At 71.1% G+C, this 18,126-nt stretch carries 16 protein-coding genes, 1 tRNA gene and 1 other RNA gene; 3 read left to right on the forward strand and 15 right to left on the reverse strand.

Annotated elements, in window-relative coordinates:
• The first annotated feature begins 347 nt into the window (after positions 1–347).
• Entirely contained in the window at positions 348–1,244 is an 897-nt protein-coding gene (locus ACOACQ_RS14270; protein WP_420288578.1) for a hypothetical protein, read from the forward strand.
• A gap of 66 nt (positions 1,245–1,310) precedes the next feature.
• Here ACOACQ_RS14270 and ACOACQ_RS14275 read toward each other — a convergent pair whose 3' ends face one another.
• The 9 genes from ACOACQ_RS14275 to ACOACQ_RS14315 form a co-directional block, all read right to left on the reverse strand.
• On the reverse strand, positions 1,311–2,354 hold the full coding sequence (locus tag ACOACQ_RS14275; RefSeq protein WP_378606844.1) for an aspartate-semialdehyde dehydrogenase: 1,044 nt from the start codon (positions 2,352–2,354) through the stop codon (positions 1,311–1,313).
• Positions 2,355–2,356: 2 nt separating this feature from the next.
• Positions 2,357–3,634, reverse strand: a complete 1,278-nt coding sequence (locus tag ACOACQ_RS14280) for an aspartate kinase (RefSeq protein WP_200954656.1) — start codon at positions 3,632–3,634, stop codon at positions 2,357–2,359.
• Between the two features lie 159 nt (positions 3,635–3,793).
• Positions 3,794–4,438 carry a DUF5063 domain-containing protein gene (locus ACOACQ_RS14285; protein ID WP_378606840.1) on the reverse strand — a complete coding sequence of 215 codons (645 nt, stop codon included), beginning with the start codon at positions 4,436–4,438 and terminating at the stop codon, positions 3,794–3,796.
• Positions 4,435–5,031, reverse strand: a complete 597-nt coding sequence (gene recR / locus ACOACQ_RS14290; protein ID WP_378606837.1) for a recombination mediator RecR — start codon at positions 5,029–5,031, stop codon at positions 4,435–4,437. Before recR ends, ACOACQ_RS14285 begins: the two co-directional genes overlap by 4 nt.
• A 13-nt stretch (positions 5,032–5,044) precedes the next feature.
• Positions 5,045–5,449 (reverse strand): YbaB/EbfC family nucleoid-associated protein, encoded by a 405-nt coding sequence (locus ACOACQ_RS14295; RefSeq protein WP_378606834.1) that lies wholly within the window; start codon positions 5,447–5,449, stop codon positions 5,045–5,047.
• A gap of 57 nt (positions 5,450–5,506) precedes the next feature.
• Positions 5,507–7,606 carry a DNA polymerase III subunit gamma and tau gene (locus ACOACQ_RS14300; RefSeq protein ID WP_420288580.1) on the reverse strand — a complete coding sequence of 700 codons (2,100 nt, stop codon included), beginning with the start codon at positions 7,604–7,606 and terminating at the stop codon, positions 5,507–5,509.
• Between the two features lie 65 nt (positions 7,607–7,671).
• Positions 7,672–8,211 (reverse strand): YaeQ family protein, encoded by a 540-nt coding sequence (locus tag ACOACQ_RS14305; protein WP_378606828.1) that lies wholly within the window; start codon positions 8,209–8,211, stop codon positions 7,672–7,674.
• A 37-nt stretch (positions 8,212–8,248) separates the two neighbouring features.
• An RNA gene (ffs, locus tag ACOACQ_RS14310) (signal recognition particle sRNA small type) lies at positions 8,249–8,339 on the reverse strand.
• Positions 8,340–8,376: 37 nt separating this feature from the next.
• Positions 8,377–10,629: an RICIN domain-containing protein gene (locus tag ACOACQ_RS14315; RefSeq protein ID WP_420288581.1), complete on the reverse strand. Its 2,253-nt coding sequence runs from the start codon at positions 10,627–10,629 to the stop codon at positions 8,377–8,379.
• 121 nt (positions 10,630–10,750) lie between these two features.
• Between ACOACQ_RS14315 and ACOACQ_RS14320 the strand changes: the two genes are divergently transcribed.
• Together ACOACQ_RS14320 and ACOACQ_RS14325 are read left to right on the forward strand one after the other, a co-directional pair.
• A tRNA-Ser gene (locus ACOACQ_RS14320) sits at positions 10,751–10,838 on the forward strand.
• A gap of 86 nt (positions 10,839–10,924) precedes the next feature.
• Complete coding sequence (locus ACOACQ_RS14325; protein WP_420288582.1) at positions 10,925–11,656, forward strand: hypothetical protein; 732 nt, start codon at positions 10,925–10,927, stop codon at positions 11,654–11,656.
• On the opposite strand, the gene ACOACQ_RS14330 is transcribed toward ACOACQ_RS14325, so the two are convergent.
• The 6 genes from ACOACQ_RS14330 to ACOACQ_RS14355 all read right to left on the reverse strand — a co-directional run bounded on the left by ACOACQ_RS14330 (position 11,639) and on the right by ACOACQ_RS14355 (position 18,020).
• Entirely contained in the window at positions 11,639–12,898 is a 1,260-nt protein-coding gene (locus ACOACQ_RS14330) for a S8 family serine peptidase (RefSeq protein ID WP_420288583.1), read from the reverse strand. The genes ACOACQ_RS14325 and ACOACQ_RS14330 overlap by 18 nt on opposite strands.
• Entirely contained in the window at positions 12,895–14,337 is a 1,443-nt protein-coding gene (locus ACOACQ_RS14335) for a type VII secretion protein EccB (protein WP_378606808.1), read from the reverse strand. The genes ACOACQ_RS14330 and ACOACQ_RS14335 overlap by 4 nt, the downstream gene beginning before the upstream one ends.
• Positions 14,337–15,719: a type VII secretion integral membrane protein EccD gene (gene eccD, locus ACOACQ_RS14340; protein ID WP_378606802.1), complete on the reverse strand. Its 1,383-nt coding sequence runs from the start codon at positions 15,717–15,719 to the stop codon at positions 14,337–14,339. Before eccD ends, ACOACQ_RS14335 begins: the two co-directional genes overlap by 1 nt.
• Positions 15,720–15,811: 92 nt before the next feature.
• Complete coding sequence (locus tag ACOACQ_RS14345) at positions 15,812–16,108, reverse strand: WXG100 family type VII secretion target (protein ID WP_378606799.1); 297 nt, start codon at positions 16,106–16,108, stop codon at positions 15,812–15,814.
• 28 nt (positions 16,109–16,136) lie between these two features.
• Positions 16,137–16,454, reverse strand: coding sequence for a WXG100 family type VII secretion target (locus ACOACQ_RS14350; protein ID WP_378606796.1), 318 nt, complete (start codon positions 16,452–16,454; stop codon positions 16,137–16,139).
• A gap of 141 nt (positions 16,455–16,595) precedes the next feature.
• Positions 16,596–18,020: a hypothetical protein gene (locus ACOACQ_RS14355; protein WP_420288584.1), complete on the reverse strand. Its 1,425-nt coding sequence runs from the start codon at positions 18,018–18,020 to the stop codon at positions 16,596–16,598.
• Positions 18,021–18,126 lie beyond the last annotated feature (106 nt).

An 18,126-nucleotide genomic window follows, 5' to 3' on the forward strand; every position in this document is an offset into this window, starting at 1 on the left:
CGGGCTTTCGACACCGGTGCAGCGTGGTGCGCGGATCTTTCCTATGTCTTGAGAGATCCCTTTCCTATGTCCTGAGCCAGAACACTGTCAGCCCGACCATGTGATGTCTCAGGACATCGGCAGAGCCCGGACCCACGGAAGTGGGTTCGGGCTCCTTGCTTTTCGTGGGTCCGGGCCGCCGTCGCTCCGGGCCGCCGCGCGCCGTGGCCGGGTCCGAAGTCCCACTTCCCTGCGCTGGCCACGCATCAGGTGCGTGCCCAGCGCAGGTAAAAGGGGCTTCTCGGCACGTGGGACCGCCTGCGGGGGGTTGTCCCCTCCCGCCGGACCTTCGTGACAGACTGCACGCCATGTCAGACGAGCAGGACAAGCTGAAGCTCAGCTTGGAGCCGCCCAAGCTGTTCGGGCGCAAGAAGAAGCCGGCCGAGAAGTCCGGCGCGCCCGCAGAGCCCAGCACGGCGTCTGCAGCTCGTCCGACGTCCCCGACGACCGAGGTCTCCGTGGCCGAGGAAGCCGTCGTCGAGGAACCCGTGCTCGAGGAGCCCACCGCGGTCCTGGAGGCAGTGGAGCCGGAGCCCGAACCGGAACCCGAACCCGAACCGGAACCCGAACCCGAACCCGAACCCGAGCCCGAGCCCGAACCCGAGCCCGAACCCGAGCCCGAACCCGAGCCGGCCCCGAAGCCGGCCCCGAAGCCGGTCGCCGTGAAGCCGGCCCCGAAGCCGGCCGTCAAGCCCGTCGAACCCAAGCCCGTCGAACCCAAGCCCGTCGAGCCCAAGCCGGTCGAGGTCGAGCCGGAACCGGTGGCGGCGACCAAGGCAGCCACCGAGGACGCCGAGATCGCCGACCTCGCCCAGGGGCCGCTCCTGACGCTCTACCGCGCTGCGGCCCTCACCGGGTTCGCCGTGGGCGCGGCCATGGTCGCGCTGACCTGGTTGTCGCTGCGTGGCTGTGAAGCCGTCCGGGGCACGTCCTCGTGCGGTGGCGGCCCGGGCTTCCTGCTGCTGATCGCCACGTTCGCGCTCTGTGTGCTGCTGGGCAGCGCCCTGCTGAAGGTCTTCCTCATCCCCGACCCCGGCAGCAGCAGCTTCCTCGCGGTCGGGCTGGTGGCCGTGGTGGCCCTGCTGTTCCTGATCGACCTGCTCGACAGCTGGTCGATGCTGATCATCATTCCGGTGCTGAGCATCGGCGGCTATCTCGCCTCGGTCTGGGTCACCAAGACGTTCGTCGAACCAACGGACGCCTGAGTCCCGACCACCGACAACAACGACCCGGCTCGATGAGCCGGGTCGCTGTGGTTGTCGAGCAGGTGACTACCGCGAGGCGGCGATCAGCTCCGCGATCTGCACGGTGTTCAGGGCAGCGCCCTTGCGGAGGTTGTCGTTGGAGACGAACAGCGCCAGGCCACGGTTGTCGTCGACGCCCGGGTCCTGACGGATCCGGCCGACGTACGACGGGTCCTTGCCGGCTGCGGCGAGCGGGTTCGGGATGTCGGTGAGCTCCACGCCGGCGGCACCGGTGAGCAGCTCGGTCGCCCGGGCAGCCGTCAGCGGCCGCTCGAACTCGGCGTTGATCGCGAGCGAGTGGCCCGTGAAGACGGGGACCCGCACGCACAGGCCCGAGACCCGCAGGTCGGGGAGCCCGAGGATCTTGCGGGACTCGTTGCGGAGCTTCTGCTCCTCGTCGGTCTCGTTGAGGCCGTCGTCGACGATGCTGCCGGCCAGCGGGACCACGTTGTACGCGATCGTGCGCTGGTAGACGCCCGGCTCGGGGAACGCGACTGCCTCGCCGTCGTACGCGAGCTCACGGGCCTTGTCGCCCGCCGCCTCGACGCGGGTGGCGAGCTCCTCGACGCCGGCGATGCCGGAGCCGGAGACGGCCTGGTACGTCGACGCGATCAGCCGGACGAGACCGGCCTCGTCGTGCAGCGGCTTGAGGACGGGCATCGCGGCCATGGTGGTGCAGTTCGGGTTCGCGATGATGCCGCGACCGGCGGCGATCACCCCGGCAGCGGCCTCGGGGTTCACCTCCGAGACCACGAGCGGGATCGACGGGTCCTTGCGGAAGGCCGAGGAGTTGTCGACCACGATCACGCCGGCGTCGACGAACCGCGGCACCAGCGCGCGGGACGCGGTGGCGCCAGCGGAGAAGAGCGCGATGTCCAGACCGGTCGGGTCGGCCGTCTCGGCGTCCTCGACCACGATCTCGCGGTCGCCGTGGGCCAGCACCTTGCCCGCGGAGCGAGCCGAGGAGAAGAACCGGATCGTGTCGGCGGGGAAGTTCCGCTCGAGGAGGATCTGGCGCATGGCGACGCCCACCTGGCCGGTGGCGCCGACGACTCCGATGTTCACGCCCATGATCAGCGTCCTGTTCCGCCGTACACGACGGCCTCGATCTCGTCCGAGCCCAGCTCGAAGGTGGCGTGTGCTGCGTTGACCGCGTCCTCGACCTGCGTCTCGGCGACGACGACGGAGACGCGGATCTCGGAGGTGGAGATCATCTCGATGTTGACTCCGGCCTCGGAGAGGGCCTCGAAGAAGCGTGCGGAGATGCCCGGGGACGAGCTCATGCCGGCGCCCACGATGGAGACCTTGCCGACGCTGTCGTCGTACTGCAGGCTCTCGAAGCCGACGGCCTCCTGGATGCGGGACAGCGCGGTCATCGCGGTCTGGCCCTCGCCGCTGGGCAGCGTGAAGGAGATGTCCGTGCGGCCCGTCGCGGCGGCCGAGACGTTCTGGACGATCATGTCGATGTTGATCTGCGCGTCGGCGACGGCGCGGAACAGGGCCGCGGCCTCGCCCGGCTTGTCCGGCACGCCGACCACGGTGATCTTGGCCTGGCTGCGGTCGTGGGCGACACCGGTGATGATGGCGGCTTCCATGGATTCCTCCTGGACTACATCCTCGGCCTTGACGACCCAGGTGCCCTCCTTCTCGGAGAAGGACGAGCGGACGTGAATGGGCATGTCGTAGCGGCGGGCGTACTCGACGCAGCGCAGGTGCAGGATCTTGGCGCCCTGCGCGGCCATCTCGAGCGTCTCCTCGTAGGAGATGCGCGGCACCTTGCGGGCGCGCGGCTCGATCCGGGGGTCGGCGGTGAAGATGCCGTCGACATCGGAGTAGATCTCGCACACGTCGGCCTTGAGGGCCACGGCGAGGGCGACGGCGGTCGTGTCCGAGCCGCCACGGCCGAGCGTGGTGATGTCCTTGGTGGTCTGCGAGACGCCCTGGAAGCCGGCGACGATGGCGATCGCGCCCTCGTCGATGGCGGCCTGGATCCGACCCGGCGTGACGTCGATGATCTTCGCGCGGCCGTGCTCGGCGTCGGTGATCACGCCCGCCTGCGAGCCGGTGAAGGACCGCGCCTCGTGGCCGACGCTCTGGATCGCCATCGCCAGCACGGCCATCGAGATCCGCTCACCAGCGGTGAGCAGCATGTCGAGCTCACGGGCCGGCGGCAGCGGGGAGACCTCGTTGGCGAGGTCGATCAGCTCGTCCGTCGTGTCCCCCATCGCCGAGACCACGACGACGACCTGGTGGCCGGCCTTCTTGGTGTTGACGATGCGCTGCGCGACGCGCTTGATGCCGGCGGCATCGGCGACCGACGAGCCGCCGTACTTCTGCACGACAATGCCCACGGGGGCTCACTCCTGGCTGTACGGGGAAGGGGACCTGGCCCCGGCCGCGATTCGGCCAGCGGGGCCGAGCCCGATTCTACCGAGGTGCGCGACAGGTTTTGACCGGCGTCCAGCGCGGTCGCCGTACGCCTGTCGTGGCGACGGGGCGAGGACCGAGGTTCAGTCGCCCAGCACCGCGGCCGCCACCTGGACCAGCTCGAGCTCCTGGGTGCGGTCGAGGTCGACGTCGAGACGGTCATGGGCGACCACGGACAGCAGCGCCTTCATGGACGCGCCGGCGAGGGCTCCCCACGCCGAGACGTAGGAGAACTGCCACCACCAGAGGGCTTCCTCGACGTCGCCGGCGTCGTAGTGGCGCACGCCCACCTCGAGGTCCGCCGCGATGCTCGTCAGGTCGTCGGAGAGCAGGCCCTCGATCATCTCGGGCTGGTAGGGGTCGAAGACGTAGCTGTAGGTGTCGAGGTCTCCGAGCAGCTCCGCCAGCTGGAGCCGGAGCTCGTCAAGGTCGGGATCGGGGCCGTCATCGGGCTGGAACTCGTCGCGCGGGGCGAAGTCCCGGTGCACGCCCAGCCGGGCGCCGGTGAGCGCGATCTGGCTGATCTGGAGCAGCAGCAGGGACACGGCCTGCCCGCCCGTGGCCTCGGCCGCGACCACGCGCAGCCCGTCGAGGAAGGACCGGACCGAGGCCGCGATGTCGTCGGCGAGACGCACCGTCTCCGTCTCGACGGCGATCAGCGCCTCGAGCGCCGCCAGTCCGGGAAGCTTCTCGGTCGTCACCTCGGTGACGTTGGTGTTGTCGCTCATGTTGCTGTCTGCCTTCCCACGAATGCCCGACCCAGGGTGACCTCATCGGCGTACTCCAGGTCTCCTCCCACCGGAAGTCCACTCGCCAAACGTGTCACGCGCAACCCCAACGGGCCGAGCATTCTCGTGAGGTACGTCGCGGTGGCCTCGCCCTCCAGGTTCGGATCGGTCGCCAGGATCACCTCGGTGACCGATTCGTCGGCCAGCCGGGTGAGCAGCTCCCTGATGTGCAGCTGCTCCGGACCGATGCCGTCGATCGGCGAGATCGCGCCCCCCAGGACGTGGTAGCGGCCGCGGAACTCGCGCGTGCGCTCGATCGCGACGACGTCCTTGTACTCCTCGACGACGCACAGGATCGTGGGGTCACGGCGTACGTCGCGGCAGATCCGGCACTGGTCGTCCTCGGCCACGTTGAAGCAGATGCTGCAGAACTTCACCTTCGCCTTGACCTCGATCAGCACCTCCGCGAGGCGGCGTACGTCGGCCGGGTCGGCCTGCAGCAGGTGGAACGCGATCCGCTGGGCGCTCTTCGGACCGACCCCGGGCAACCGCCCGAGCTCGTCGATCAGGTCCTGGACAACGCCTTCGTACAACGTCCGGGTCCGCTCAGAATCCGAGCTGGCCCGGCGTACCGGGCTGGCCCGCGCCGGGCAGTCCGCCCGCGAGCGGGCCGAGGGTGTCGCTGGCCAGCTCGTCGACCTTGGTCCGGGCATCGCGGAACGCGGCGACGATCAGGTCGCCGAGGTCGGCCAGCGCTGCGGCGTCGGTGCCGTCGAGGGCTTCGGGGGTGATGTTCACGGCGGTCAGCTCGCCGACGCCCGACACGGTGACCGTGACGACGCCACCGGCGACCGAACCCTCGACGCTGGTGTCCGCCAGGCGCTCCTGGGCGGACTGGAGGTCTTCCTGCATCTGCTGGGCCTGCTGGAGCAGCGCACCGAGGTCCAGGCCTCCGAGGGCGCCGGCGAGGTCGCCACCACCGGGGAGGGCGTCGAACGGGTTCTGGCTCATGGTCATCTCATCTCTGACGGGACCGGAGGGTCCAGGGGTGGGCGGTGCAGCGCGGGGTCAACCGCGCGGGATCTCTTCGATGACGCGGGCGCCGAGCTCGCGGGCGAGCAGCTCGGCACTGGACTCCTCGTCGACCTCGGCGTCGTCGAACGCGACCGCAGCGTCGGGATCCTGCTTCGGCGCCTCCGCCTCGGCCTGGATGTCGGCCATCCGGGGACGCCGGGAGACCGGCTCCTCGGCGGGGGCCGGGTCACCCTCGACGGCCCACGGCGGGGCGTCCCTGACGGGCTCGTCGTTGGCCGGTGCGGCCGTCGACGGCGGGGCCGGGGCTGCCGCCGGGGCAGCGGCCGGGGCGGGTGCCTGGGGCGCGGCGGGGGCGGGCGGGGTGTGCGCGGTCGGGTCGGCGGCCGGGTCGATGATCGCCTCGATCCGCACGTTGGCGCCGATCTCGTCGATCACCGCCTGCTGCACGATCTCGGCGTGCCCGCCGGACTCGAACGACTTGCGCGGTCCGTCGGACTGGAAGCCGAGGCTGAGCACGGCGTTGTTGAAGCCGACCACCTGGGAGTTCTGGGTCAGGTGGATCCAGGTGACCCGCTTGACGCCCTTGACCCGGTCGATCACCGACGGCCACAGCCGCCGGATGTCGACGAGCGTGAGCGCACCACCCGCAGGCGCGGCGGCCGGCTCGGCCGGGGCGGCCGGCTCGGGGACGAACGCGACCGGCTCCGGAGCAGCGGGCGCAACCGGCTCCCGCACGGGCTCCGGCTCCCGCTCGGGCTCGGGTACGACGACGGCGACCGGCGTGGGCTCGGGAGCCGCTTCGACGGGGGTCTCGACGGGCGCCGGCGCGACGGGACGCTGGGGCGCGGCGGGCTCCTCCGCCCGCTCGGGCGCGGCGCGCTCGGCACGGGACGGAGCCGGGCGATCCTGCGCAGGCGCAGCCGCGGGGGCCGCGGCCGGAGCAGACTCGGCGGACGTCGTACCGCTGATGGCGGCGCGGCGCTCGAGCCGGTCCAGGCGGGCCAGGACGCCCTCGGTGCTGTGGTCCGCCGCGGGCAGCAGGATCCGTGCGCAGATCAGCTCGAGCAGCAGGCGGGGAGCGGTCGCCCCCCGCATGTCGGTGAGGCCGGTCGCGACCAGGTCCGCGGCCCGGGTGAGCTCGCCCCGACCGAACGAGGTGGCCTGGGCGACCAGGCGGTCGGCCTGGTCACCGGACACGTCGATCAGTCCTGAGGCCGCGGCGTCGGGCACGGCGGAGATGATCACGAGGTCGCGCAGCCGGCGCAACAGGTCCTCGGTGAAGCGGCGCGGGTCCTGCCCGGTCTCGATGACCTTGTCGACCACGCCGAAGACGGCGGCTCCGTCGCCGGCTGCGAACGACGACACCACGTCGTCGAGCAGCGTGTCGGGCGTGTAGCCGAGCAGGCCGGCGGCGAGCTCGTAGGTCACGCCCGCGGGGCCGGCACCGCCGAGGAGCTGGTCGAGCACCGAGAGCGTGTCGCGCGCCGAGCCGGCGCCAGCGCGGACCACCAGCGGCAGGGCGGCCGGCTGGATCGTGACGCCCTCCCGCTCACAGAGCTCGGAGAGGTACGACGACAGCAACCGCGGCGGGATCAGCCGGAACGGGTAGTGGTGGGTCCGCGAGCGGATGGTCGGGATGACCTTCTCCGGCTCGGTCGTGGCGAAGATGAAGCGCAGGTGGGGCGGGGGCTCCTCGACCAGCTTGAGCAGGGCGTTGAAGCCCTGCGTGGTCACCATGTGGGCCTCGTCGATGATGTAGACCTTGTAGCGGCTGCGCACGGGTGCGAAGAACGCCTTCTCGCGCAGGTCGCGGGCGTCGTCCACACCGCCGTGGGACGCGGCGTCGATCTCGATCACGTCGATGGAGCCCGGGCCGTTGCGCGCCAGGTCGCGACAGCTGTCGCACTCACCGCACGGGTCGGCGATCGGGGCCCGCTCACAGTTGAGCGCGCGCGCCAGGATCCGGGCGCTCGTGGTCTTGCCACAACCTCGCGGACCGGAGAACAGGTAGGCGTGGTTGACCCGGTTCGCCGCAAGGGCCGCACGCAGCGGTTCGGTCACGTGCTCCTGCCCGATCACCTCGGCGAAGGTCTCGGGCCGGTAGCGGCGGTAGAGCGCGAGCGGGGAGTCCACGTGTGAACACTAACCAGCCGGGCCGACAGCACCACAGGGCCCGGCCCAAGGCGACCGGGGAGCGGTCACTCGATCCGGTTCTCGTGGACCGTCGACTGCAGCGTCGTCTGGTTCAGGTCGAGGTACAGCTGGCTCTCCGTGAGGGACAGCGTGAGCACGTTGCGGCGTTCGATCGCAGCGACCGCGGAGTCGATGAAGCCGGGGTCGAAGCTGCGCACGACGAGGTCCTGGGCGCGGTGGATGCGCTTGCCCGACCACGTGGCCATGAGCCGGGCGGGGTCCCGATGCGTGTAGACCGCCACCCGGTCCGCCAGCTTGCTGCCGTGGTGCAGGCGCTCGGCGTCGGGTGCGCCCACCTCGATCCACACGGTGACCTGGCCGGTGGGGTCGCGGACGAGGACGGCCGGCTCCTGGGTCGAGGAGATGCCCTCGCTGAACGCGATGCCTTCCTCGTACTCCATGCAGTAGGCCAGCAGCCGCGTGAGCATGTACGCGTCGGTCTCGGAGGGGTGCCGCGCCACCCGCAGGGTGAAGTCCTCGTAGACGCCACGGTCCATGTCGGCCCACTGCACCGTGAAGGTGTGCATCATCGAGCCGGTCGCCATGTCGATCGACACTAGTGGCGCAGGCCCCGGAGGACGCAAAGGCCCCCCGTGCACCTGACAGAGCTCACTTACCCTTGCTGCCTTCCGGCCCTGGGGGAGTTGGGTGAGGTGCCACCGCACGGGGGGTTGGCAGCACTTTAGTCGACCACCGGGTGCCGGCCGCAATCAGGTGGCGATACGCCAGCGCACTCCGGAACCGAGGGTGCAGCTCTGCATCGTCAGTCCCGTGCCGACCTCACGGTGGGCGACGCCGAGGCACAGGCCGCCGCGGACCAGCCGTAGCGAGACCCCTCCGGCGGGGTTGGCCAGCACGCGCCACCGCTGGTTGTCCTGCGCCCCGCAGCCCCAGGTGCCGACCTGGCCACCCAGGTCGGAGCCGTAGGCGTCGAAGCAGCGACCGGTGAGGACGTTGCGCAGCTGGTAGGTCCCGTCGGCGTTGCGGGCCAGCCGCACGCGGGTGGCCGCCCCACCGGGCTCCCGCACCTGGAGGGCCGAGTCCCCGACCGTGCCCGCGGGGACACCGGCAGGCCGTCCCGACACGAGCTGGACCAGGGTGCGTTCCCCCGCGCTCGGCGCGAGCGTCGTCCAGGCGGACACCGCGGGCGCCCGGAACGACCAGCTCATCGCGAGCGTGAGCCCGCACGCGCGATGGGACAGCACGGCGCCGGAGAGGATGCTCCCGCTCGCGGGCAGCACGCAGGTGCCGTAGGTCTTGCTGACGATCGCCTTGCCGGTGACCGGGTGCTCGACGATCCGGAACCGCTGGGCCGACACGGCCCGGCACTTCTCGAAGACGACCTGGCCCCGCGAACGAGCCGCCAGACAACCACCGCCCGCTCGCTGGATCGCGTAGGTCGTGGACTTCCGCACCGTGAACGCGGTGAGGGACCCGGACGAACCGCGCTGCACCACCCGGTTCCGGGTGTCCGCGCCGATGACCAGCCGGGACTGCGTGTTGAGGATCGTGTAGCGCGAGGCCGGCGTGACCGCGACATTGCGCCAACCGCTCACCGGGCCCGCAGCCGGGGCGGGATCGACACGGAACAGCACCACGCCCGTCGCCGTACGGCCGGTGGAGTCCCGCACGATGTAGCGGACGAAGTCCGTCGTACGGCTCGCCACCCGCGGCGGGAGGTAGGTCACGACGTCGCCCGACCTGGACAGCCGTCCACCCAGGTGGCTGCGGGAGGCGACACCGGACAGGGCGAGAGCGTTGCCGTTCGCGTCGTGGTCGTTGGCGGTGGGCCGGAACCGGTACGCCGTCCCGCTGGTCTGGTGGACCACCAGGTCCAGGGCGGCGTACGGCGGCAGGGGCACCGTCTGGGCCGGGACGACCTCGAACGGTGACACGGCGCGGGCCAGTCGGTCGTTGCGAAGGCGCAGGATCGCACTGAGCTCGGTCCCGTCGAAGCGGTGGAACTGGTTGCCCGAGTTGATGGTCGCGCCCTCGGGGCCGTTCGTGTGGTTGTCGTGGGCTCCCCAGACGTGGCCGAGCTCGTGCCGCGTCACCACCCAGGGCGTGCCGGTGCCGCCGTTCGCGCTGACGCCGTTGGCGCTGGCGATGGTCCACACGTAGGCGACACCGCCGCCCCCGGATCCGCCGTGCCACAGGGCAACGGCGTCGACACCGGAGTCGGCCTGCGCCGTACGCCACTCCTCACGGACGTCGCCGAGCGGCGATTCGTAGCCGGCGTAGGGCTCGACGGCCGCCGCCGCGCGGATGATCACGCGCCCCGTCGCCGGACGGAGCCGTGCGTCTGTCTCGTAGGCGGCCTGCAGGACCACGGTGTTGAGCTCGACGGCGTCGAGGGCACGGGCCACCGACCCGTTGATCGTGGCCGCGTCGCTGAACCAGCGGTTCGCCAGGTCGTACCCGACGCTCCAGCGGTAGGTCTTCGCCCCGACCTGACCCGGGACGACCGAGACGTTGCGGGACGTGTCGGTGGCCGACGGCCAGGCGTACGTCGTCGGCTGGGACAGCCCGCGGGTGCCGACGACCGTGGAGCCGACGAAGTGCCAGGTGCCACCTCGGTCGAAGATGACCAGGCCCTCGACCTTCCCGTCGGAGCGGAGCACCGCCGCAGCGCTCGCCCCGGGCACGCCGTCCACGGTGCCGAGGTAGGAACGTTCGGCCGGAGCGGCCTCGGCGACCAGCGCACCGCTCGGCTGCTGGACCAGGACCTCGAACCCGGGTGCGCGGGTGCTGACCCGGGTCAGCCGGACCTTCAGGCTGCGCCCGTCCCGGGTGACCGTGCGCTCCAGCACCGACGGTGGTGCCGACGCCGCCACGGCCGATCCGGCCGATCCAGTGGAGCCGGCGGACGCCGACGCACCTGCCGGTGCTCCCGCGGGCAGGGCCAGCAGGCCTGCCAGCACGACCACGAACACTCCCAGCGCACAGCGCTGCCGATTCCCCATTGCGAGACCCTCCCCAGGACGACGCTCCGCGCATCAGTGTGCTGCACCCCCGCATCGATGTCGAGGCGCTGAGGCGTGGACGATTTCATGCCGCCGCCGGGCGGCGGGTAGCCTCCTCCGCGGAGGTATCGCCTAGTGGCCTATGGCGCTCGCTTGGAAAGCGAGTTGGGTTAACGCCCTCCGGGGTTCGAATCCCCGTACCTCCGCCACAGGACGGCGCCGACGCCCAGTCGGCGCCGTTCGTCATTGCTTGCGCGGAATCCGGGACGCGAAGCCCTAACGTTGGTGAGTGAACATGTTGCGTCCCGCACGAATCCTGGCCTGGTGCGCTGTCGTGCTCATCCTCGGACACGTCGCCGGGCTGATCGCCCGCGAGGGGTTCGACGTCTACGAGACCAAGTACGGACTGATCCGGCAGTTCGACCTGAACGCCGAGGGCAACCTCGCCGCGTGGTTCTCCTCGTTCCTGCTGATCTGCTCGGCCGCACTGTGCCTGCTGGTGGCCCAGGTGCGCCGTCTCCGGCAGGAGGCCATCGCGGGCCGCTGGGCGATCCTGTCGGCGTTCCTGCTCGTGATGGCGATCGACGAGACCGCCCAGCTCCACGACATGGCCAGCCGCCCGCTCCGCAACGGCCTCGGCCTGGACTTCGGGGTCCTCTACTTCGCCTGGCTGATCCCCGCCCTGCTCATCGTCGGCGGCGCGGCGTTCTACTTCGCACCGGTGGTGCGCAACCTGTCCGACGCGATCCGGCCGCAGCTCATCGTCGCGGTGGTCGTCTACCTCGCGGGAGCCGTCGGCTTCGAGATGGTCGGTGGCAGCGTCGTCGACGAGGGTCGCCAGTCGCTGACGTACCTCGCCGTGATGACGCTCGAGGAGAGCCTCGAGATCCTGGGCGGGTTCCTGTTCCTCACCGCCCTGCTGAACCAGGTGCGCGAGCTGCGCCCGGCCCTGGTCCTGCGCTGGACGGGCGAGCTGCCCGAACTCACCCTCGCCGAGGACCGCGCGGCCTCACCGACGGAGTTCTGAGCCGCCACCCGTACGACGGCGGGCGAGCACCGGGCGCAGCACCAGCAGGATCACCAGCGCACCACCGCCACCGAGCCCCCACCAGACCGCGTTGTCACGGGCGTCGGCCAGCAGGTCGGCGCGCTCCCGGGGCACCTTGGCCCGCGGTACGACGTCCGCCTCGTGGCCTTCGGCGCCCATCCCGTTGACGTCGCGGAGGATCGCCTCCACCGGTTGTACGACGCCGTACCCGGTCAACGGGCTCGCGCCGTCGCTGTTGCCGCTGGCCGTGCCCTCGAGGCGTGCCTCGAGCTGCCGCGCCGTGTCGCCACGGTGGACCGACCAGACGACGGCCGCGACGCCCGCGACCTGGGCAGCCGCCCAGTGGGTGGACACCGTGGTGACCACGCACCACGCGCCGTTGAGCCCCTTGGAGACGGAGCCGGTACCGGGTGCGGCGAGGTCGATGCCCGAGTTGCGGAGCACACCATCAGTCGGCGTCGACACACCCACGGAGACGACACCGTCGCCGCCGGCCGGCCAGACGTCCGCGATCGCGTCCTCACCCGGCGAGGCCTTGTCGTTGGCGTAGGAGTCGAGGAAGGAGTCGTCGTTGGCCGGCCGGTCGCCCGCGGCGGCGATCACGAGGACGCCGGACGCGACCAGCGCGGCCACGGCCTTCTCCAGGGAGTCGGTGTGCAGCACCTCCATCGGGATCACCACGATGGTCGGGCCCTTGAGGGCCCCGCTGCGCCGCCGGGCGGTGACATCCCTGAGGTGCCGTTCGAGGGCGTCCGACATCGGGACCAGGAGCCCGTCCTGGTCCTCACCGCGCGGCACGTTGTAGAACGGCTCGTCGACCAGGCGGGCGCCGGGGGCGATGCCGACGGGCACCGCCGGCTTCGGCTGGTTCGGCCCGGCGATGATCCCGCCCACGACCAGCCCGTGGGGGCTCTTCACCGGCGACGGGCCGCGCTCGTCCAGGCCCGAGATGCCGCTGTCCACGACGACGACGGTCACCCCCTCACCGGGGCGCTTCCCTGCCCGGCGCGCCTGGGACCAGGCCTGCGGGACCTGGAGGGCCTCCATCGCGGTGTTCTCGCCGGTGACGGGACGCTCCACGTCGTCGTCGGGCGACACGGAGCCACACTCCGGACCCTCCGCGGCGGCGGCCCGTTGCGCCACCGAGGCCCCGGGAACCAGCAGGATCGGCACGCACGAGATCGCCGCCAGCGAAGCGATCAGCGGTCGTCGTACGGTCACGAACACGTGTTCTTGTCCTCGTCGGCCTTCGACGGCGAGTTCGTCGTCGGCGGGCACAGGGCGGCGAGGACCGACAGGTCGGCGCCGGGCTGGAACAGCTTGTTCCACGAGTCCGGGACGACGACCGCGGGCACGTTCTTGTAGCCGAGGCGCTCCACCTCGAGGCCGCCGGCGACCGAGTTGGTCCGCCCGCGGTCGTCGATGAGGAAGATGGTCCCGCCGCGGGAGGTCGTCCACTCCGCCGAGCGGACCAGGGCGCCGCGGCCGGACATCACGTTGACCTCGCGCTCCCCCTTGGCCACGCCCTCGAGCATGGCCGAGCCCGACGGCACGGTCGCGAGCAGTGCGCGGGGCGGCTCGCCCTCCTCGGTGACGAGCTGGGCGCAGATCTGGTCGTCGGCACCGGCCGAGCCACCCAGCATGGCTTCGGGCCAGGCAGCGGCGCCGTACGGATCGGCACTCTCGTCGATGTCGAAGTCGGCACCTGCCGAGCGCTTGAGCTCGATCGGCTTCCGGCCGGCACCCGGGAGGGTCGTGTTGCGCAGCACGGCCGCGGCGAAGTCGGACAGGATGACGAAGCCGGTCCTGGTCGCCGCGAGGGTCCGGCCGGAGTCGAAGTAGTAGTCACCGACGCGTGCACCCTTGGTGTAGCCCGGGAGGTCCACGGGGTTCCCCAGGCCGGCGATGCCGAGGCCCGTCGCGTCCAGGGGCCCGCCGACCGGGAACAGGGAGAGCCACTCGTCGGGCACGGTGATCACGTCGGTGGGCGAGACGCCGACCGCGATGTAGAGGCCGTCGTTGTCGGCCGGCAGCGCATAGCTGTAGGCGCGACGCAACGGACCCGAACCGGCCTCCGCGATGAGGTAGGGCCTGCCGCTGCCGGCGCCCTTCACCACGAATCCGTCGCCCGGCGTCAACGAGACGCCGGGGCGGTCCGTCACCTCGGTCTTGATGCCGCGATCACTGGCCGTGCAGGAGGTCCAGCCGCTGTTGATCAGCTGACCTGCGGCAGGCACCGTGGCGGGCGCATCGAGGATCCCGATCGGCGAACCCTTGTCCTGCTTGTCGAGCTCGTCCTCCGGCACACTCTTGGTCTTCACCTCGGCACCCAGGATGAGCTGGGCGGAGGTGACGTTGATGATCTGCCGCAGCCGCGGCTGACCGGGCACGGCGTCCTCCTCGAGGATGACGTAGAGCGCACCGTGGTCGTCGGTCACCAGTCCGGGGGTGTCCCAGTTGGCCGGCGGACGGTCGGTGAGCGCGCCCGCCACGGCCGCGCCCGCGATGAGCAGTACGGCGAGCGCGACGCCGCCGACGATCATCCGGCCCGGTCGCGCCGGCTCGACCTCACGCCCGCCGGGCGCCCCCGACACGAACGCGGTGACGAGCCGCCGACGGCTGAAGGAGTACGCCTCGACAAGGTCCTTCTTGGTGGCCATCAGATCGCCTGGCGGACCTGGGTGAAGAGCCCGACGGCCACGACCAGCAGGGGCAGCAGGGTCAGCAGGGCGACCGACTCGAGGACGTCGCCGAGCCGGCCCCGTCGTACGGACGGAACCGAGGGCGACAGGGTCGCCGTCAGCAGGACCGCACCCAGCACCGCCAGCAGGACCGACAGCGTGGGTCGCCAGTCGTCATGCATCGAGAGCACTGCGAGGGCGGTCACGGCGAGACCGGCGATGCCGGTCCCGAGCCCGAGCAGCACCTCGCTGCCGGTGCGGTACTGCCGCGTCCGCAGCATCACGATGAGGCAGGCGTCGACGGCGAGCAGCGTGCCGCTCACGCCGAGGCTGACCGCCAACGGGGCGACCAGGACGAGCAGCACGCCGACCGTGCCGGAGATGGCGAGCAGGATCTCGTGGGCGATCCGGGCGTCCGCCGCGACCCGGGCGTGCTCGATGTCCTCGGGGTCGGCGGTGATGTCGGAGGGGGCGAAGAGCTGGTCGACCCGGGTGGAGGTCGCGCCGAGGGCGAGCCACGGGAAGACGCTGCCGGCCAGCACCACGAGGGCCAGCACCGTCGTGAGCAGGGGTGCGGGCTCGAAGCCGTCACCGTCGGCCGAGCGGAGGTACAGGCCGACGACCAGCGCGAGCACCCCGATGACGATCGGCGGGAACACCAGGGTCCGCCCGGCGCCCAGTCCGATGACGCAGACCAGTCCGGCCACCAGCGCACCCGCCCCGGCGAAGGCCAGCGGTTCGGCGAACAGGTCGGCGCCCATCGGCGCGAACATCACGCCCGCGGCAGCCGCATAGGCAGCACCGAGCCACGAGACACCGACCGCGGCCTCCGGCTCGTGCTGGGCGCGGGACAGCACGATCCCGCCGGCACACAGGGCGAGGGCGACCAGGGCGGTCGCGGCACCCGCGAGGTCCGAGCCGCGCTGGATGAGCAGCGCCACCAGGCCGAGGAAGAGGAAGAGGCCCGCCGCCGCCAGCGCCGTACGACGCCCGGAGGCGGGCCGCCAGGGCTGGAGATCGTGCTCGACGACATCGGTCATCGCCTCGACCACGTCGTCGTAGACCCGCGGGGGCGGGTCGTCGACACCGGCGGAGACGGTGAGCAGGCCGCCGTCCTCGATGCCCTGCAGGATCAGTCCGGTGTCGGGGGCGAGGCGACGACCGTCGGCCGTGCCGACGCGGTAGCCACCGTGGACCGTCGCGGGATCGAGCAGCCCGACACTGCGGGCCAGCTCCGGGAGCAGCTCCGCGACCGGAATCGCTCCGGGGAGCACGAGATCCACACGCCGTGTGCCCGAAGTGACCGTCACCCGGACCAGCCCGGAGGCCACTGCCCCCGAAACCCGACCTGCCTGTGTCATCTGCTCAACCCTTCCCGAGACCGTGGTCCCATCCTGACATCAGCGAAAGGGACCGACGCGTGTGCGTCGGCCCCTCGCTGAGGTGTGGCTGGTCAGAACTCGAAACGACCGGCGCCGCGCTTGTCGGCAGCCATGTACTCGGCGTTCGACTGGTAGACCGTCTTGTGGCTCTCGTCGAGCAGGTCACGCATCTCCTGCATCGCCCAGTCCCAGGCAGCCTTCGCGGTGCGGTAGGCCTCCTGCTGGTTGCCGGACCACGTGGCGACATCGTTGGCGATGTCCTTCTCGAGGTTGTTGAGGGACTCGTCCATGCGCTGAACGGTCGTGTACATGTTCTGGGCGGCGGTGTCGAGCTCGCCGTGGTTGACGCGAAGGCCGTCGAGGCTCATATCAAATCTCCTTGGGTTCTCGTCCGGCTCAGAGGTTGCCGAGCTTGTTGATGAGGTTGTTCATGCCACTGCCGGCCTGCTGGTCGACGGCGACGTTGTCCTTCTCGGTCTCGGTCAGCGACGCGTGGAACTTGTCCAGCGCGGTCGTGACGACCTTGTGCTTCTCGGTCCATGCCTGGTGAAGGACCATGAACGCACGACCGCCGTCGCCCTCCCACTTGCCCTTCAACGCGCTGATCTGGCCGTCCAGGGTGTTGGAGTGCTTGCCGAACTCATCCTTGGCCTGGATGACTCGATCGGCGATCCGCTTGAGTGCGCCTTCTGCCTGTCCGAACTCGACAGTCATGTCTGTTCTCCCTTGGTCTCTGGTTGCGGCCGGATCATGTGACTGGCCACTGGTTGCGGTTTACCTCTTTGAACTGGCTCCCGAGTGCTTTCAAAGAGCCGACGCGATGGGTGGTACCCCTGCCACGGACAGGGCTAAACATCAACCGGTGACTTCCCACAGATGACGGAAGAAGCCGACGGCCACCACGAGGGCTCCGAAAGCGAACGAACCGCACACGGCTTCGGCGACCTCGGCACGTCGTGACCACCAGGCCGAACGCCAGCCCCGACCGACCAGAACCCCCACCAGGACAAGGATTGCGGCCAGGGCGATGGCCGCCATCGCGAGGAATCCGGGCAGGCTGGAACCGTCCGACGGCTTGCCCGGACCCATCACTCCGAGCACGACGAGCGCGACCAGACTGACCGAGATGACACCGGAAAGTCGCAGCAACCTGCGCGCCAGGACATGGCGATAGCTGCGTGCCGCGAGCAGCAGGGTGCCCCCACCGAAGCCGACCAGGCACCGCGCACCGATCCGGTCCAGCGGCAGGTCGGCCGTCCAGAGCACCATCGGGGCCGACACCACGACGACGACGAGGATCGCGACAGCAGCGGCACTGACCGTCCGTGCGCCGCGGGCAGCGACCACACTGACGGCCTGCTCGGGCACCACGATCCGGCCGCGGCGTCCCGTCGGCCGCTCGCGTGCGGACCACGCGGTCACGGCGAGGCGCTCGAGGTCGAGCAGGTACTGGTCGGGTACGTCGATGGCCACCTCGGGGACGAAACGGGCGCCGAGCACGGCCAGCAGGAACAGCACCGCCCAGACGACCTGCGGGGCCACGTTGGTCAACGCTCCGACACCGGCCAGCGCGAACCACGCGGCGCCCACCACCATCTGGATCCGCAACCCGACCTCGGCGCTGCTGTCCGGATCCGCGAGCGCTCGACCGACCCCGGCCGTCACGGCGGCGGCCAGGGCGGCGGCGCCGAAGACCGTCGGGAGCCGTTCGTCGAGGGGATCCCACGCGGCGGCGAAGGCAGCCGCGGCGGCGAAGGCCGGCGCGGCCAGCACCCTCTGCGTGGCCAGTGCACCCAACGGGAGGCAACCGACGAACGCAGCCAGCAGGAGTACGGCGATCGCCGGCCACCGGTCGTCGGGGTCGAGCCGGGTGGCGGACCACGCGGCAGCGACCGCCACCGCGACGGCGACCGTCAGCCAGGTGCTCGACGCCGGCCCCGGGACCAGGCCGTTCGACCGGGACTCACCCGATCCGGCACGTCGCGGCGGCGCCGGGCGGGACGACGGATCGACCGCGACCAGCACCGATCCGGCGACCAGCCCCGCGGCACCGACCTCGGTCGCCATCTGGAGCGGTTCGCCGGTGCGGCTCACCAACGGCAACGGCACCGGCAGTCCGGTCTCGGCGGCGTACGCCACGGCCACGTCGGCGAGCGTCGCGTCCGTCGGCACCGTGAGGTCGAGGACACCGAGGGGTCCGTGGACCGTCACGGCGGTCACTGTTCCGGCCGCAGGTGGCCGGGACGGCGTACCCGACATCGCGCCTCCCGAGAATTCCATCGTCGTCACCGCGGTTCACGGCCCCGTCCGCAGGGTAGTCGTACGTTTCGTGCTTCCACAGACCTCTCTCTACCCACTGACGCCGCCACCTATCATCAGGGCCGTC

The organism is Nocardioides sp. CPCC 206347 (assembly GCF_048654605.1).
Taxonomy (GTDB): Bacteria; Actinomycetota; Actinomycetes; order Propionibacteriales; family Nocardioidaceae; genus Nocardioides.

Bases quoted from the DNA above. Each gene is read 5' to 3' on its own strand.
- ACOACQ_RS14295 (WP_378606834.1), bottom strand. From the start codon at position 5,449: ATGAGCCAGAACCCGTTCGACGCCCTCCCCGGTGGTGGCGACCTCGCC.
- ACOACQ_RS14285 (WP_378606840.1), bottom strand. From the start codon at position 4,438: ATGAGCGACAACACCAACGTCACCGAGGTGACGACCGAGAAGCTTCCC.
- ACOACQ_RS14305 (WP_378606828.1), bottom strand. From the start codon at position 8,211: ATGGCGACCGGCTCGATGATGCACACCTTCACGGTGCAGTGGGCCGAC.
- ACOACQ_RS14325 (WP_420288582.1), top strand. From the start codon at position 10,925: ATGTTGCGTCCCGCACGAATCCTGGCCTGGTGCGCTGTCGTGCTCATC.
- ACOACQ_RS14355 (WP_420288584.1), bottom strand. From the start codon at position 18,020: ATGGAATTCTCGGGAGGCGCGATGTCGGGTACGCCGTCCCGGCCACCT.
- eccD (WP_378606802.1), bottom strand. From the start codon at position 15,719: ATGACACAGGCAGGTCGGGTTTCGGGGGCAGTGGCCTCCGGGCTGGTC.
- ACOACQ_RS14350 (WP_378606796.1), bottom strand. From the start codon at position 16,454: ATGACTGTCGAGTTCGGACAGGCAGAAGGCGCACTCAAGCGGATCGCC.
- ACOACQ_RS14345 (WP_378606799.1), bottom strand. From the start codon at position 16,108: ATGAGCCTCGACGGCCTTCGCGTCAACCACGGCGAGCTCGACACCGCC.
- ACOACQ_RS14335 (WP_378606808.1), bottom strand. From the start codon at position 14,337: ATGGCCACCAAGAAGGACCTTGTCGAGGCGTACTCCTTCAGCCGTCGG.
- ACOACQ_RS14315 (WP_420288581.1), bottom strand. From the start codon at position 10,629: ATGGGGAATCGGCAGCGCTGTGCGCTGGGAGTGTTCGTGGTCGTGCTG.
- ACOACQ_RS14270 (WP_420288578.1), top strand. From the start codon at position 348: ATGTCAGACGAGCAGGACAAGCTGAAGCTCAGCTTGGAGCCGCCCAAG.
- ACOACQ_RS14275 (WP_378606844.1), bottom strand. From the start codon at position 2,354: ATGGGCGTGAACATCGGAGTCGTCGGCGCCACCGGCCAGGTGGGCGTC.